Annotated in this window: 15 protein-coding genes; 4 read left to right on the plus strand and 11 right to left on the minus strand. The window is 67.3% G+C overall.

Annotated features, from left to right (window positions below; genetic code table 11):
- Positions 1-96: 96 nt before the first annotated feature.
- A complete protein-coding gene (gene recA, locus E5A74_RS01190; protein WP_135982033.1) occupies positions 97-1,167 on the minus strand; it encodes a recombinase RecA in 1,071 nt (356 codons plus the stop codon).
- A 162-nt stretch (positions 1,168-1,329) separates the two neighbouring features.
- Here recA and E5A74_RS01195 point away from each other — a divergent pair, with 162 nt between their 5' ends.
- Positions 1,330-1,878, plus strand: coding sequence for a 2OG-Fe(II) oxygenase (locus E5A74_RS01195; RefSeq protein WP_168355588.1), 549 nt, complete (start codon positions 1,330-1,332; stop codon positions 1,876-1,878).
- A gap of 230 nt (positions 1,879-2,108) precedes the next feature.
- On the opposite strand, the gene E5A74_RS01200 is transcribed toward E5A74_RS01195, so the two are convergent.
- From E5A74_RS01200 to E5A74_RS01215, 4 genes are all read right to left on the minus strand, one after another.
- Positions 2,109-2,693 carry a hypothetical protein gene (locus tag E5A74_RS01200; protein ID WP_135982037.1) on the minus strand — a complete coding sequence of 195 codons (585 nt, stop codon included), beginning with the start codon at positions 2,691-2,693 and terminating at the stop codon, positions 2,109-2,111.
- Between the two features lie 107 nt (positions 2,694-2,800).
- On the minus strand, positions 2,801-3,607 hold the full coding sequence (locus tag E5A74_RS01205; protein WP_135982039.1) for a 4-(cytidine 5'-diphospho)-2-C-methyl-D-erythritol kinase: 807 nt from the start codon (positions 3,605-3,607) through the stop codon (positions 2,801-2,803).
- Positions 3,607-5,052, minus strand: coding sequence for a tetratricopeptide repeat protein (locus E5A74_RS01210; protein ID WP_240699588.1), 1,446 nt, complete (start codon positions 5,050-5,052; stop codon positions 3,607-3,609). Before E5A74_RS01210 ends, E5A74_RS01205 begins: the two co-directional genes overlap by 1 nt.
- A gap of 133 nt (positions 5,053-5,185) precedes the next feature.
- Positions 5,186-6,841 (minus strand): electron transfer flavoprotein-ubiquinone oxidoreductase, encoded by a 1,656-nt coding sequence (locus E5A74_RS01215; RefSeq protein ID WP_135982041.1) that lies wholly within the window; start codon positions 6,839-6,841, stop codon positions 5,186-5,188.
- Positions 6,842-6,971: 130 nt separating this feature from the next.
- Between E5A74_RS01215 and E5A74_RS01220 the strand changes: the two genes are divergently transcribed.
- From E5A74_RS01220 to moaB, 3 genes are read left to right on the plus strand one after another with little or no spacing between them, the layout of a single operon-like run.
- Positions 6,972-7,697, plus strand: coding sequence for a uracil-DNA glycosylase family protein (locus tag E5A74_RS01220; protein WP_135982043.1), 726 nt, complete (start codon positions 6,972-6,974; stop codon positions 7,695-7,697).
- The gene (locus tag E5A74_RS01225) at positions 7,694-9,493 is read left to right on the plus strand and encodes a lytic transglycosylase domain-containing protein (protein ID WP_240699589.1); all 1,800 of its coding nucleotides are present in this window, start codon (positions 7,694-7,696) and stop codon (positions 9,491-9,493) included. The genes E5A74_RS01220 and E5A74_RS01225 overlap by 4 nt, the downstream gene beginning before the upstream one ends.
- Positions 9,483-10,010: a molybdenum cofactor biosynthesis protein B gene (gene moaB, locus E5A74_RS01230; protein WP_135982047.1), complete on the plus strand. Its 528-nt coding sequence runs from the start codon at positions 9,483-9,485 to the stop codon at positions 10,008-10,010. Before E5A74_RS01225 ends, moaB begins: the two co-directional genes overlap by 11 nt.
- Positions 10,011-10,211: 201 nt before the next feature.
- Here the strand turns inward: moaB and E5A74_RS01235 are convergent, their stop codons facing one another.
- The 6 genes from E5A74_RS01235 to recR form a co-directional block, all read right to left on the minus strand.
- Positions 10,212-10,745 carry a YbjN domain-containing protein gene (locus tag E5A74_RS01235; RefSeq protein ID WP_135982049.1) on the minus strand — a complete coding sequence of 178 codons (534 nt, stop codon included), beginning with the start codon at positions 10,743-10,745 and terminating at the stop codon, positions 10,212-10,214.
- A 75-nt stretch (positions 10,746-10,820) separates the two neighbouring features.
- Complete coding sequence (locus E5A74_RS01240) at positions 10,821-11,330, minus strand: YbjN domain-containing protein (RefSeq protein ID WP_166745559.1); 510 nt, start codon at positions 11,328-11,330, stop codon at positions 10,821-10,823.
- A gap of 70 nt (positions 11,331-11,400) precedes the next feature.
- Positions 11,401-11,748 (minus strand): VOC family protein, encoded by a 348-nt coding sequence (locus tag E5A74_RS01245; RefSeq protein ID WP_135982053.1) that lies wholly within the window; start codon positions 11,746-11,748, stop codon positions 11,401-11,403.
- A gap of 192 nt (positions 11,749-11,940) precedes the next feature.
- Positions 11,941-13,347, minus strand: coding sequence for a DNA recombination protein RmuC (locus E5A74_RS01250; protein WP_135982055.1), 1,407 nt, complete (start codon positions 13,345-13,347; stop codon positions 11,941-11,943).
- 160 nt (positions 13,348-13,507) lie between these two features.
- Positions 13,508-14,035, minus strand: a complete 528-nt coding sequence (gene def, locus E5A74_RS01255) for a peptide deformylase (RefSeq protein ID WP_135982056.1) — start codon at positions 14,033-14,035, stop codon at positions 13,508-13,510.
- 46 nt (positions 14,036-14,081) lie between these two features.
- Positions 14,082-14,678, minus strand: a complete 597-nt coding sequence (gene recR / locus E5A74_RS01260) for a recombination mediator RecR (protein ID WP_135982058.1) — start codon at positions 14,676-14,678, stop codon at positions 14,082-14,084.
- Positions 14,679-14,713 lie beyond the last annotated feature (35 nt).

Raw genomic sequence — 14,713 nt, forward strand, 5'->3', positions numbered from 1 at the left:
CCCGATGGGAGCAACTCCCGTGACCGCCGCCGGGCACCAGGTCATGCCGGCGCGGCCGAAAGGTTAGGCTAAGGTGAGGCCAATGCGGCCTCTCGCTCAGAGATCGTCGTCGGGCTCGGGACCGGTCATCAGCCCCTCGGCGACCTGATCGGTGCGGTTGCGGATCGCCGCCTCGAGCCGGGCGCAGAGCTCGGCATTTTCCTTGAGGAAGGTCTTGGCGTTCTCGCGGCCCTGGCCGATGCGGACGCTGTCATAGCTGAACCACGCGCCGGCCTTCTCGACCAGCCCGGCCTTGACTCCGAGATCGAGGATCTCGCCGATCTTCGAGATGCCCTCGCCATACATGATGTCGAACTCGACCTGCTTGAACGGCGGGGCGACCTTGTTCTTGACCACCTTCACCCGGGTCGAGTTGCCGATGATGTCGTCGCGATCCTTGATCTGGCCGGTGCGGCGAATGTCGAGACGGACCGAGGCGTAGAATTTCAGCGCGTTGCCGCCGGTCGTGGTCTCGGGATTGCCGTACATCACGCCGATCTTCATGCGCAGCTGGTTGATGAAGATCACCATGCAGCGCGAGCGGCTGATCGAGCCGGTGAGCTTCCGCAGCGACTGCGACATCAGCCGCGCCTGCAGGCCGACATGGCTGTCGCCCATCTCGCCCTCGATTTCCGCGCGCGGAACCAGAGCCGCCACCGAGTCCACGACGAGCACGTCGATCGCGTTCGAGCGCACCAGGGTGTCGGTGATCTCGAGCGCCTGCTCGCCGGTATCGGGCTGCGAGACGATCAGCTCGTCGATGTTGACGCCCAGCTTCTTGGCATAGACCGGATCGAGCGCATGCTCGGCATCGACGAACGCGGCGGTGCCGCCATTCTTCTGCGCCTCGGCGATGACGTGGAGCGCGAGCGTGGTCTTGCCCGAGCTTTCCGGGCCATAGACTTCGATCACGCGTCCACGCGGCAGGCCGCCCACGCCCAATGCGATGTCGAGCCCGAGCGAGCCGGTCGAGATCGCCTCGACCTGCATCGTCTCCTTCGAGCCGAGCCGCATCGCGCTGCCCTTGCCGAACGCGCGATCGATCTGCGCGAGTGCGGCGTCGAGCGCCTTCTGCTTGTCCGTGGATACTGCCATGTTGCCGTCGATCACCTTGAGGGAAGCTGCCATTTCGTATCCCCGTCGCTAGAGGGTTTGACCCTGCCGTTCAACCGTGTGGATAACGCATGTACAGTATTTGTTCTCGCGGAACAAGAGGGGAACTTTGCACGCCCGAAATGAACGCGTCATGGCGCTCTTGTTCCTCGCCGCCCCCGGGGTTAGCCACAGGTGGTGACCCTGCCTTTTCTCGATTTTCCGCAAGCGTTGAGCCCGGCCGAATGCGAGACGATCGTCGCGCTGGCGGCGCGCACGCCGCTGGAGCCGGCGACAATATGGGGTGGCGCGGCCGATCATGTCGATACGCGGACGCGGCAGGCCGAGCGCTGTTATTGGGCGCGCGATGCGGAGACCGAGTGGATCCACGCACGACTCGATGCGCTGTTCGCCGAGGCGGCGGCGCGGTTCGAGACCGAAGTCGATCCGGTGTTCGAGCCGATCCAGTTCGTCCGTTACGGCGTCGGCGCGCATTTCCAGACCTGGCATTCGGACGCGGGGGCAGACCGATATGACGAACGGCGGCTCTCGGCCTCGGTCGAATTGTCCCGTCCGGACGACCATGACGGCGGCGTGCTGGAGATCGCACCGGCGATCGGCCTTGCGCGGACGCTTCCGCAGGGAGGCGCCCGGTTGTTCCGCTCGCGGATGATCCACCGGGTGACGCCGGTGACCCGCGGAACCCGCCATGCGCTGGTGGCGTGGACGGGAAAGCGGCGTGCGTAGCGCAGGGTCCGTGAAACGCGCCTGCCCTCTCGAACGCCATCGCAATCGGCCCCGGCCTTCGGGGGTCATCGGACCGTAGACTCATAAAGCGGTCCGACCGCAGTCGCCCCGAATCCAGTCGTTCGGAGCCGCCGCCGCACTGCTCAAGAGCGGCCGTTGGTTTAGCTTGAAGGTCCGGCGGTAGGCGCCGTTTTTGAAACGCCGGTCTGAGCGGAGGACGCGCTCATCAATCAGAGCTGGATGCCGCGCACAGTTTCTAATTTTAATTCGTGCACGAGCGGTTGCTCACGTCCCACGCGCCAGTAGGAAACGAGGATGCGTGTCACGACGCCAACTGAGTTGACCTCGTATTGATAAGCGACGTTGGGTCGCCCATAATATTCCTTCGGCAGGTCCGCGGAATGGTAGCTCCAAGAGCCGGAACCCCACCACCCTCTATCCGCGTTTGGCCACGCAATGACCGCCGTGTCGTCAAAGAACGACACCGGCCCCAGACCGGACTTGGATCGCACGAAGATATGCGCCCCAGCGGCTCTACAGGAGAGCTCCGGGGTTGAGCAGTCAGTGAGATACCCCGACGTATATGGAGTATCGTCACCCGGCAGCCCGCCTTCGAAAGCCGGGTGCCCGATATAGAAGATGTTTCCGACGATGGTCAGGAAAAAGGGAGATTTCCGGTCGGCATACACGATATCGCCTTTGACCTTCTCCATTGTGTCGAAGAAAGGGTGATGAGCCGATGCTGGCGGCGCTGTCACATCTTGAACAAGGGATATGATCAACGGCAACGCTCCGCCTGTGGCAATCGACTGCATTTTTGCAGGCACTTTGGCGCAAATGCAGACTGGCAGCAATCCACCCGGTCTCGGACGTTCCACCCTATGACGAAAACGGCCGGTTGTGGGTCACGACTTAATGGAGATCAGACAAGCCGGGTCTCGGCGCTCCACCAGCCCGGGCGCGCCACGGCAACGGCCGCTGCGGCACAGGCCTCCACGGTCTCGAACAACGCGAAGCAGGTGGCGCCCGAGCCCGACATGCGGGCGAGCGTCACGCCGGGTTGCGCCGCGAGTGCCGCCAGCACTTCGCCGATGACCGGAGCGATCGCCAGCGCCGGAGCCTCCAGATCGTTGCGCCCGGCCAGCGGATCACCGCCGAGCGGGCCGCGATCCACGCCGTCCCAACGGCGGAAGACCTCGGCGGTCGAGACCGCGACGCCGGGATTGACGAGCAGCACCGGCGTGCCCGGCATTCCCGTCACCGGCTGGAGCTGCTCTCCCCTGCCCTTGCCGATCGCGGTCTTGCCGAGCAGGCAGGCCGGAACGTCCGAGCCGAGCGCGTCGGCGATCGCGAACAGGCCGGGATCGTCGAGCGGCACAATATGGAGCCTCGCCAGCGCGCGCAGCGCCGCCGCCGCGTCGGCCGAGCCGCCGCCGATGCCCGAGGCGACGGGGAGATGCTTTTCGAGCTCGATCGCGTGCGCGCCGCCGCCGAAGCTCTCGGCGAAGCGCGCCGCTGCGCGAGTGACCAGATTGTCGCCCTCGCCGGCCAGCGCGGCGGCGAAGGGACCGGTGACGCGGAAACGCGGGGTGTCGGCGGGCGCGAGCCGCAGCACGTCGCCCTGCTCGACGAACGCGAACAGCGTTTCGAGCTCGTGATAGCCGTCGGGCCGACGGGCGCGGACATGAAGCGCCAAATTGAGCTTGGCGCGGGCGATTTCGGTCAGCATCAGTTGGTCCGCGGCTTCAATCCCTGCGCGAGCTTGGCGTCGAGCCGCGCGGTCGCGTCGTTGCCGGCAGTGAGCGCGGCGGCGCGCCACGCATAGCGCGCCTCGTAATGGCGGCCGAGCTGCCAATAGGCATCGCCGAGATGCTCGTTGGCGCGCGCCGCTGCAGGATCGCCGCGCACCGCCCGCTCAAGCATCGGCAAGGCGCGCGCGACCTCGCCGCGTTGATACCAGGCCCAGGCAAGCGAATCGGTGATCTCGGCGTCGTCGGGTTTGAGGCGGCTGGCGCGTTCGAGCAGCGCCTGCGCCTCGACGACGTTCTCACCGCGCGCGACCTGCGCATCGCCGAGATATTGGAGCGCCGCCGCTTCCTCGGGGCCCAGCGCTACCGCGCGCCGCAACGCGGGCAGCGCCTCGTCCCAGCGCCCGGCGCGATCGAGCGCGCGGCCATGGAGATAATGGAGCAGCCAATTGCTCTCGCCACCCTGCGTGATCGCCGCGCCATAGGCCTCGGCGGCGCGATCGAAGCGGCCCTGATCGACGAGGATGTCGCCCCAGGTCTCGCGATCGGCGCTGGTCGCGTCGGCGTCCCTCGCCAGCGCTTCGGCGAGCGCCAGCGCCTCGCCATCGCGGCTGGCGCGGCGCAACGCCGCCACCCGCCCCGCCGCCGCGCCGCGCGCGAAGGGGCTGCGCTTGTCGACTTCGGCGAGCACGGCGAGCGCGAGATCGTGCGATCCGCTGCGCGACAGCGCCTCGGCGAGGAACAGGCGGGCGCGATCGTCGCGCGGATCGAGCAGCAGCGCGGCGCGCGTCAGCAGCACCGACAGCGAGGCCATGTCCTCCCCGGCGACCTCGACGGCCAGCTCGAGGAACATGTGCGCCGCGCCGAACGCGGCATCGGGTTTGCTCCGCTTGCCCAGCTTGGCGCGCAGCCGCACGAATTCGGGCCGATCGCCGGCGAGCAGGCGCTTCGCTTGATCGCGCGCGCCGAAGCGGCCGAGCAACAGCGCGGCGTCGATCCGGGCGTCGTCGCGATCATCAGCGGCGAGCTGCATCGCGAGCGCCGCCATCGCCTCGTCGGTGCGCTTCGCCGCGATGAGCAGCAACGTGCGATTGCGGCGGGTATAGCGCCGGGCGATCGCATCGCCGGGCTCGGCATCGAGCAGCGCCACGGCATCCTCGCCGCGATCGAAGGCGAGCCACGCCTTGAGCGACGGAGCGAGGAAATCGAACGGGCCCCTGGCGAGCAAATCGACCGATCGGCGCGCGCCATCGGCGTCACCGCTCCGAAGCGCGATCGCGAGCGCGAGCAACGCGGTGTCCGGCGGCGCCACGCCGGCCCGGATCAGCGCCGCGCCGGCGCGGCTGGCCAGCGCATAGTCGCCGGCGGCGAGCGCCTGGCGCCATGCGCGCAGGGCGACCACGGGATCATCGGGCGCGGCGAGCAATGCCTGGCCATAGCCGGCGGCCGCGGCCCGGGCGGCGCCGCGCGCATCGGCGGCGCGGGCGCGGACATAGGCTGCCGGATCGGGCGCCGCCTGCGCGAGCGCGGAGCAGGCGAGCAGCGCGGCGAGCGCGCCGCTACATGTTCGGATAATTGGGCCCGCCGCCCCCCTCGGGCACCACCCAGTTGATATTCTGGGTCGGGTCCTTGATGTCGCAGGTCTTGCAGTGCACGCAATTCTGCGCGTTGATCTGGAATCGCAGATCATCGCCTTCCCCCACGACCTCGTACACACCGGCCGGACAGTAACGCTGCGCCGGCTCGGCGTATATGGGAAGATTATAGTTCAAGGGGATATCGGGATCCTTGAGCGTCAGATGGACCGGCTGATCCTCCTCGTGATTGGTGTTCGAGATGAACACCGAAGAGAGCCGGTCGAAGGTCAGCACGCCGTCAGGCTTGGGATATTCGATCTCGCGCGATTCGTCGGCGCGCCACAGACTCTCGTGATCCGGATGGTGCTTCATCGTGAACGGCCAGCGCAGACCGAGCAGCTCCATCCACATCGCCACGCCCGAGAAGAGCGTGCCCCACATGTCGCCGAATTTCTTGACCAGCGGCACGACGTTGCGGACGCCGCGCAGCTCCTTCTCCACCCAGCTGGTCTGGTACGCTTCGGGATAGGCGGTCAACTCGTCGCCGGCGCGGCCGGCTTGGACCGCGGCGAACGCGGCCTCGGCGGCCATCATCCCCGACTTCATCGAAGTATGCGTGCCCTTGATCCGCGGCACGTTGAGGAACCCCGCGCTGTCACCGATCAGCGCCGCGCCGGGCATCACCAGCTTCGGCACCGACTGCCAGCCGCCGTCGCTGATCGCACGCGCGCCGTAGGAGACGCGCTTGCCCCCGGCGAGGATCTTCGCGATCTCGGGATGGGTCTTCCAGCGCTGCATCTCGTGGAAGGGCGAGAGATACGGATTCTTGTAGTTGAGCCAGAGCACGAAGCCGAGCGCGACCTGCCCGTCGGCCTGGTGATAGAAGAAGCCGCCGCCATTGGACTCGCCCTCGCGCAGCGGCCAGCCCTGGGTGTGGATCACCTTGCCGGGAACGTGCTTCGCCGGATCGATGTCCCACAGCTCCTTGATGCCGATGCCATAGACCTGCGGATCGGCGTCGCGGCACAGATCGAACTGGCGCTGGAGCTGCTTGGTGAGATGCCCCCGCACGCCTTCGCCGAAGAAGGTGTATTTGGCATGGAGCTCGAGCCCGGGCTGGTAATCGGGCTTGTGATGCCCGTCGCGCGCGACGCCCATGTCGCCGGTGGCGACGCCCTTCACCGAGCCGTCGTCATGGTAGAGGATCTCGGCGGCGGCGAAGCCGGGGAAGATCTCGACGCCCATCTCCTGCGCGCGCTCGGCGAGCCAGCGGCAGAGATTGCCGAGCGACCCGGTATAGGTGCCCTTGTTGTGGAGATAGGGCGGAGTCATGAACTCGGGAAAGGCCGACTTGCCCTTCGCGCTGAGGATCCAGTGGTGATTCTCGGTCACCGGGGTGCGCGCGAGCGGGCAGCCCTCGTCGCGCCAATTGGGAAGCAGCTCGTCGAGCGCGCGCGGATCGACCACCGCGCCCGACAGGATGTGCGCGCCGACCTCGGAGCCTTTCTCGAGGATGCACACCGAAAGCTCGTTGCCGCTCTCGGTCGCCAGCTGCTTGAGCCGGATCGCCGCGGCGAGGCCCGAAGGGCCCGCGCCGACGATCACGACGTCATAAGGCATCGACTCTCGTTCGCTCATCCTCTTAATCCCTGCCGAGTCTCTCTGCTGGACGTAGCGTCGCGCCTGTCGTCGCGTGTGCGCAACGTCCTGTCCCCTCGGGGATGAAGGCAGATTGACCTGCGCGTCAACTGGGATTCAAATATACGGTATGGGAGGGGAACCCGTTCAGGACTGGCAAAAGGCCGTAGCGAGCACGCTCGATTGGTGGTGCGACGCCGGCGTCGACATGCTCGTCGCCGACGAGGTGCGCGACTGGCTGGCGCGGACCCCGCCGCCGGCGCAGGCCGCAACCGCACCGGCCGCCGTAGCGGAACCGGTGGTCGAGGCATTGCCCGATACGCTCGACGCGTTCGTCGCGTGGCGGCTCGGCGACACCGCCCCCGAAGCCGGCGGCCACGCGCCGCGCCTTGCGCCGACAGGCCCGGCCGATGCCGAATGGGTGCTGATCACCGACGTTCCCGAAGCCGAGGATTCCGACACCTTGCTCTCGGGCGCGGCCGGACGCCTCCTCGACAGGATGCTCGCCGCGGTAGGGCAGAGCCGCGAATCAGTCTATCTGCTGCCGCTCGCCTGGGCGCGCCCGGTGACCGGGCGGATCGCCGCCGAAGAAGAGGCGCGGCTGCTTGAGCTGGCGCGCCACCATTTGTCGCTGCTCGAGCCCAAGCGTCTGTTTTTGCTCGGACAATCGGCGAGCCGTGTCGTGCGTGAGACGAGCGGCGGCCGGCCGGACAATCGTATACACGGCATTAACCATTTCGGTGCAAGGACGCTGGCGGTGGCGAGCTATCCTCCGCGCTGGCTTCTCGAGAAGCCGGCCGCCAAGAGCGAGGCATGGAAGCATCTGCTGCTGTTGAGCCGGGGGACAGCCGAGTGATCACGCGTACCATCATCGCCGCGGCGCTGCTCGCGCTGCCAGCTGCCGCCCATGCCGATGCCGGCACCGCCGACGACAACCGCGTCAGCGCGCCCGCGCCGGTGCGCGACGGCGACGGCGTTCCCGATCAGCTCGACGCCGGGCAGCGCGCCGACTACCGGAAAGTCTTCGCGGCGATCCGCGCCGGGCTTTGGGCCGATGCCCAGCTCCAGCTCGACGCGATGAAGCCCGGCCCGCTCCACGCGCTCGCCCGCGCTGAACTCTATACCGCAAAGGATTCGCCCAAGGTCGGCCTCGAGGCGATCCTCGCGCTGCTCGCCGAGGCGCCCGACCTGCCCCAGGCCGAGCAGCTGGTGCGCATGGCCAAGGCGCGCGGCGCGCTCGACACGCCTGCCCTTCCCGCCACCCAGCGGCTGATCTGGTTCGACGGCGCGCCGGTCCGCCAGCGCGCGCGCTCGATCAAGAGCGACACCGCCGCAACTTCGGTGGCGATCGAGATCCAGCCCTTCGTCAAGGCCGATGACGGCTTGCAGGCCGAGGCGGTGGTCGAGAAGTTCGCGCTCGACCTGACCCCCGAGGCGCTGACCGAGTGGCAGCAAAAGGTCGCGTGGATCTATTATGTCGCGGGGGACGACACCAATGCCCGCCGCATGGCCGAGAAGGCGCAGGGGGGCGTCGGCGACTGGGTCGGCCAGGCCGATTGGGTCGCCGGGCTGGCGACGTGGCGGCAGGGCGATTGCAACGCCTCGGCCACGGCGTTCGAGCGCGTCGCAACCCGCGCCTCCGACACCGAGCTCCGTTCGGCGGGCTTTTATTGGGCCTCGCGCGCCGACATGGCGTGCGGCCGGCCTGAAAAGGTGAGCCTGCGCCTGCGCGCGGCCGCGCAATATGGCGAGACCTATTACGGCCTCCTCGCCAAGGCCGCGCTCGGCATCCAGGAGAAGCCGGTCACCGGCGAGCGCTTCGTCGCCGAGGACTGGCGCGCGCTCGAGCGCCGCCCGAACGTCCGCGTCGCCGCGGCGCTGACCGAGATCGGCGAGGACGCGCTCGCCAACGAAGTGCTGCGCCACCAAGCCAAATTCTGCACCCCCGGCGATCATGCCGCGCTCACCCGGCTCGCCGGCCGGCTCAACCTCGCCGCCACCCAGCTCTGGCTGTCGCATAACGGCCCCGCCGGCGCGAAGCCGCTGGTGCAGGCGCGCTACCCCGCCCCCAACTGGACCCCGGCGGGCGGCTGGCGCGTCGACAAGGCGCTGGTGTTCGCGCACACGCTGCAGGAATCGCGCTTCAACGCCGAAATCCGCAGCGCGGCCGGCGCGATGGGGCTGATGCAGGTCAAGACCGGCGCGGCGATCGACGTGGGCCGTCGCCAGGGCGTGACCTACGCCGCGAGCGACCTCACCAAGCCTTCGGTCAACATGGAGATCGGCCAGTCCTATCTCGAGCAGTTGCGCGACCAGCCGTTCACCGGCGGGCTGCTTCCCAAGGTGATCGCCGCCTATAATGCCGGGCCGAGCCCGGTCGCGCTTTGGAACACGATGAGCCGCGATAATGGCGATCCGCTGCTTTATATCGAGAGCATCCCTTATTGGGAGACACGCGGTTATGTGATGACCGTGCTGCGCAATTACTGGATGTACGAAAATCAGGAGGGGCGCGCTTCGGCGAGCCGCTCGGCGCTCACCCAGGGCCTGTGGCCCAAATTCCCCGGCCTGCCAGGCGCCAAGGCGGTCAAGGTCAGCGCGCGAATCGTCCCCCGCCTTCCCGCCTCGACGCAGGTCGCGGGTGGCAATTGACGCGAGCATCGCGTTCCGGCCCGTCCGGATCGCGGTGCTGACGGTTTCCGATACCCGGACGCTCGCCGAGGATCGCTCGGGCGACCGGCTGGTCGAGCGGTTGACTGGCGCGGGGCACGAACTCGCCGACCGCGCGATCGTGCGCGACGATGCCGAGATCATCGTCAGCCGCCTCCATGGCTGGATCGACGACCCGGAAATCGACGTGATCCTCACCACCGGCGGCACCGGGGTCACCGGCCGCGACATCACTCCCGAGGCGCTTGCCCGCGTGTGGGACAAGGAGATCCCCGGCTTCGGCGAGCTGTTCCGCTGGTTGAGCTATCAGAGCATCGGCAGCTCGACGATCCAGTCGCGCGCGACCGCGGGGGTGGCGCGCGGCACCTATATCTTCGCGCTGCCCGGCTCGACCGGCGCGGTCACCGATGCGTGGGACGGCATCCTCGCCAGCCAGCTCGACATCCGCCACAAGCCCTGCAACTTCGTCGAGCTGATGCCGCGGCTGATGGAGCGGTAGGACCGGTTTCCTGCGCTGAGGCCGGGAAACTGTCCCGGCCAAGTCACAACGCAATCAAACCGTCATCCCGGAAGCAGGCCTTCCCGCAAAACCGCGAGGTTTTCCGCTGGAAGGTCTTACCCTCCGGGATCCACCTCTCCATTGGTAACCGCCTCACGGTGGGATGACGCGGATATGGGAGAGGCTTCTTCCCGACTGCCGTCAGCCCTTGGGCTTTTCGGGCTTGGCGTCGGGCAGCTTGAGCTCTTCCTTGAAGAACGTCGCGAGCTCGCCGAGCTGCGAGTGCCACCAGTCGAGCACATCGCCGAAATTGGTCTGGTTGAGCCCGCCGATCGTCGCCACGTCGTACGCGACGACGAACTCACCGTCGTTACGGACATAGGCCTGGAGGAAGCGCTTCTTCGCATTCCACTTATTGGCGAAATCGGGCGTGTTCTCGGGCGCCTTCTCGAACGATGATTCGAAGCGGAGCGAATCGCAGTTCTTGTGGTCCTTGCACCCGTAGAAATAGACCTGAAACTTGTAGAAGGACTCCTCGCTCTCGATCATCGGATCGCCCTCGGCGTCCTTGGTGAGAGTCGGCTTGAACTTGGCCTTCTCCAGCGCGGCCGTCACCGTCGCAGGATTGTTGGCGCAGACGAGACCGCCGCCGCACGGCGCGGTATCTTCAGCCGAGGCGGGCACGGCGAGGCAAAGCGCGGACAGTGCCGCGGCGGCAAGAACAGGCAGTCGCATCGTTTTGAAATCCCCCATTTGCGCCGCGACCCTAACAAAGGCATGCGCGCCGCTGCAACCGGAAGACGCCGCGGCTCAGGAACCTGCGGGTTTCGCCGCCTTGGGTTGCGCTTCCTCTTCCTTGGCGAGGAAGTCGTCGAGATCGCTGCTCATCACGCTCCACCAGTCGATCACATCGGCGAAATTGGCCTTGGTCAGCTTGCCGACCGTCGCGACGTCGAGATGCATGCCGATATCGCCGTCCTCGTCGATCTCGATCCTGAGGAAGCGCTTTCTCGTGTTCCAGCGATTGGCGAGCGCGGGCGTGTACCAGGACTCCTTCTTGCGCCAGCTGTAGAACTGGATCGATCCGCAGCCATTGGCGAGCTCGCAACCATAGAATTCGACCGTGAAGTCCGACCCGTTGGCCGCGCTCTTGATATAGGGATCGCCACTCTTGCTCTTGGCGATCTCGGCCTTGTAGCCGGCATCCTGTAGCGCCTTGGCCACCAGATGCGGCGCGCTGAGATCGAGCAACGGTTCCTGTTCCTCGGCCGCCGCCGACAGCGGCATCGCCATCAACAGCAGCCCCGCAAGCCAGTTCAAGCGCATTTCATTCCCCCAAAATTCCCCGCGCGAACCCTAGCAGCGACGCGCGCGCCAAGGCAATCGCGGCTCAGTGCGCGTCGGGCTCGTTGACGAAGGCGCCGAGCTGGTTGCCCGCCGTATCGCGGAAATGGAAGCGACGGCCACCGGGAAACGCGAAGATCGGCACGGTCACCTCGCCACCCGCCGCGACCACGCTGGCGAGCGCCGCCTCGAGATCCTCGACCTCGACGATCGGCAGCAGCTGCGCGATCGCGTGATCCTCGCTGCCGTTGAGCCCGATATCGACATCGCCGCCGGTGGTCGCCGCATAGTCGGGTCCGAAATCGGTGAAGCTCCAGCCAAAGGCCTGCGCGTAGAAATCGCGCGCCTCGCCGACGCGCTGCACCGGCAATTCGACATAGCTGATTCGTGCCATGAGCTTCTCCTTTGTTTCCGTTATGTTCTAGATTGGTGGCAACCGCGGCGCAAGTCCGCAAGATCCTCTTCCGGAGGGGGAGGTAGTGCACACAGCGCGACGGAAGGGGTATTCTCCGCGGGCGACATCGCTGAAGGAAAGCTACTCGTCCACCGCTTCGCGGGTCCCCTCCCTCTCCGCGGGAGGATTACGCTACTCCGCCGCCCGGGCTTCCGGATCCCCGGGTGTTTCGTTGGCCGGCAGCAATTCCACGGCAGGCGCGCGCGCGACAACGTCGACGCTGTCGATACCGTCGAGCACAGCGTTGCCGGTGTCGACGTTGAGCGCCTGGAAGCGGCGCGCCGAGACCATCACCCGGCCCTCGAAGCTCGCGACGAACTTGTTGTAATTGTCGACCGCGCTGTTGAGCCCGCCGCCGACCCGCTTGAGGTGCGTCGCGGCGGTGGCGAGGCGCTCGTACATCTCCTTGCCGAGCTTGCCGACCTCGCGCGCATCCTCGGTGAGCTTCTGCTGGCGCCACATCGCCGCGACGGTGCGCGCGAGCGGCAGGAAGGCCGAAGGGCCGGCGATGATCACCCGGTTGCGCGCGGCACGTTCCCACAGCTCCATGTCGATCTCGAGCGCGCTCGACAGGAAATTGTCGCCGGGGATGTACATGATGACGAAGTCGGGCGCCTTTTCGAACTGCGCCCAATAGGCCTTGCGCGACAGCGCGTCGGCATGGTTGCGCACCGCCCGGGCATGCGCCGCCAGCGCCGCCTGGCGCTCCTCGGCCGAGGTGGCTTCCGCCGCCGTCAGATAGGCATCTAGGACACACTTCACATCGACTATGAGCTGCTGATCGCCCGGCAGGCGGATGATGAAGTCGGGGCGGAGCGCGCCATCCTCGGTCGCGACCGAGACTTCGGCGGCGAAATCGACATGGCCGTCGAGCCCGGCGAGCTCGATCAGGTTGCGGAACTGCTGCTCGCCCCAGCGGCCGCGCGTCTTGGGCGCGGCGCGCAGCGCATTGACCAGCTTCGCGGTCTCCGTCCGCGTCTCGCCCAGCTGCGCCTTCACTTCGGTGATCGCCTCGCGCAGCACGCCATAGCTGTCGTTGCGATCCTTCTCGACGCGCTGCAGGCCTTCCTCATAGCGTTTGAGCGTCGATTCGACCGGCTGGAGCAAGGCTTTGAGCTTGGCCTCGTTCTGCTCGCCCGACTGGCTGAACCGGGCTTCGGCTCGCTCGAGGAACACCTTCTGGGTCTCGCCGAGCATCGTCGTGGCGACTTCGCGGAACTGGCCGGCCATCGCCTCGCGCGCGGCCTTGAACTCGGCGAGCCGCTCCTCGAAGGCATCGGCCTTGGCGCGAAGCTCAGTAAGCTGGAGCCGCGCGGTGTCGCGCTCGTCGCGCAGGCCGGCGAGTTCCTCGCGCAGCGCGGGCAGCTGGCCGGCGCGTTCCTCGGCGACGACCAGATCCGAAATTGCCGCCTTGAAGTCATTCTCGCGACGGTCGCGTTCCGCGCGCGCTTCGACGCCGCCACGGGTACCGAGAAACCAGCCGATCGCGAGGCCGGCGAGCAGCGTTACGGGGATCAGGATGAGAGCGAGCGGGTCCAAGTGCGCCTCCGGGAACAGAAAGCGAACTTACAGCCTGCGTGAGGGGAGAGCAACCTCTAGACTCGCCCGCGCTCCGGCGAAGGCCGGAGCCTTGTCAGCTGCCAGACACCCCCTACCCTGTGTCCGGCCTTCGCCGGAGCACAGTCGGGTGCGACACGCCTCAGGCCGCGGCTTTCCGTGCCTTTGCGAGCTTCTTGAGGATCATGTCGCGCTTGAGGCGCGAGAGATGGTCGATGAAGACGATGCCTTCGAGATGGTCCATCTCGTGCTGGATGCAGGTGGCGAGCAGGCCTTCGAACAATTCGTCATGCGCGGCGCCCTGCTCGTCGAGCCACTTCACCCGGCAGCGCGCGGGGCGCTCGACGTCGGCGAACTGGTCGGGGATCGACAGGCAGCCCTCGGTGTAGATCGATTGCTCTTCGGCGGGATCGAGAATCTCGGGATTGACGAAGACGCGCGGCTGCCGGATCGGCTTGCCCTCCTCGTCCTCCTCTTCCTGCAGGTCCATGACGATGACGCGCTTGGGCACCCCGACCTGGATCGCCGCGAGGCCGATGCCGGGCGCGTCGTACATGGTGTCGAACATATCGGCGATCAGGTCGCGCAGTTCGTCATTCACCTCGTCGACGGGCTGGGAGACGAGGCGCAGGCGGGGATCGGGAACTTCGACAATCGGTAGAATGGCCATCGCGCCAATTTAATCCGCGTGCCGCCGCGCCGCAAGGCCGGGAAAACTACGCGACGGGTCTTCTGGCCCGCAACGCCTGCGCGAGCGTGCCTTCGTCGAGATAGTCGAGCTCGCCGCCGACCGGCAGGCCATGGGCGAGCTGGGTGAGGCGAACAGGATAGGCCTCGAGCCGCTCGGCGATATAGTGCGCGGTGGTCTGGCCATCGAGCGTGGCGTTCATCGCGAGCACGACTTCGTCGATCCCGCCCGCGGCGACGCGGCGGACGAGGCTGTCGATGCGCAGATCCTCGGGGCGGACGCCTTCGAGCGCCGAGAGCCGGCCGCCGAGGACGTGGAACTTGCCGGGGAAGAGCCGCGCGCGGTCCAGCGCCCAGAGATCGGCGACTTCCTCGACCACGCAGAGCGATCGCGCGTCGCGGCGCGGATCGGCGCAGATCGCGCAGGGGTCGCTGGTGTCGACATTGCCGCAGACCCCGCAGGTGCTGAGCCGACGGCTGACCGCGGTGAGCGCCGAGAGCAAGGGATCGAGCGCAGTCTCGCGCTTCTTGAGCAGATGGAGCACCGCGCGGCGCGCCGAGCGCGGGCCGAGCCCGGGAAGGCGCGAAAGCGCTTGGGTCAGTGCCTCGATTTCGGGGGATGCCATGTACCGAGACATAGGGGCTTGCGCATGCCCCTGCC

The organism is Sphingomonas naasensis (assembly GCF_004792695.1).
GTDB lineage: Bacteria > Pseudomonadota > Alphaproteobacteria > Sphingomonadales > Sphingomonadaceae > Sphingomonas > Sphingomonas naasensis.

Bases quoted from the DNA above. Each gene is read 5' to 3' on its own strand.
- E5A74_RS01205 (WP_135982039.1), bottom strand. From the start codon at position 3,607: ATGCTGACCGAAATCGCCCGCGCCAAGCTCAATTTGGCGCTTCATGTC.
- recA (WP_135982033.1), bottom strand. From the start codon at position 1,167: ATGGCAGCTTCCCTCAAGGTGATCGACGGCAACATGGCAGTATCCACG.
- E5A74_RS01200 (WP_135982037.1), bottom strand. From the start codon at position 2,693: ATGCAGTCGATTGCCACAGGCGGAGCGTTGCCGTTGATCATATCCCTT.
- E5A74_RS01220 (WP_135982043.1), top strand. From the start codon at position 6,972: ATGGGAGGGGAACCCGTTCAGGACTGGCAAAAGGCCGTAGCGAGCACG.
- E5A74_RS01215 (WP_135982041.1), bottom strand. From the start codon at position 6,841: ATGAGCGAACGAGAGTCGATGCCTTATGACGTCGTGATCGTCGGCGCG.
- E5A74_RS01235 (WP_135982049.1), bottom strand. From the start codon at position 10,745: ATGCGACTGCCTGTTCTTGCCGCCGCGGCACTGTCCGCGCTTTGCCTC.
- recR (WP_135982058.1), bottom strand. From the start codon at position 14,678: ATGGCATCCCCCGAAATCGAGGCACTGACCCAAGCGCTTTCGCGCCTT.
- E5A74_RS01245 (WP_135982053.1), bottom strand. From the start codon at position 11,748: ATGGCACGAATCAGCTATGTCGAATTGCCGGTGCAGCGCGTCGGCGAG.
- def (WP_135982056.1), bottom strand. From the start codon at position 14,035: ATGGCCATTCTACCGATTGTCGAAGTTCCCGATCCCCGCCTGCGCCTC.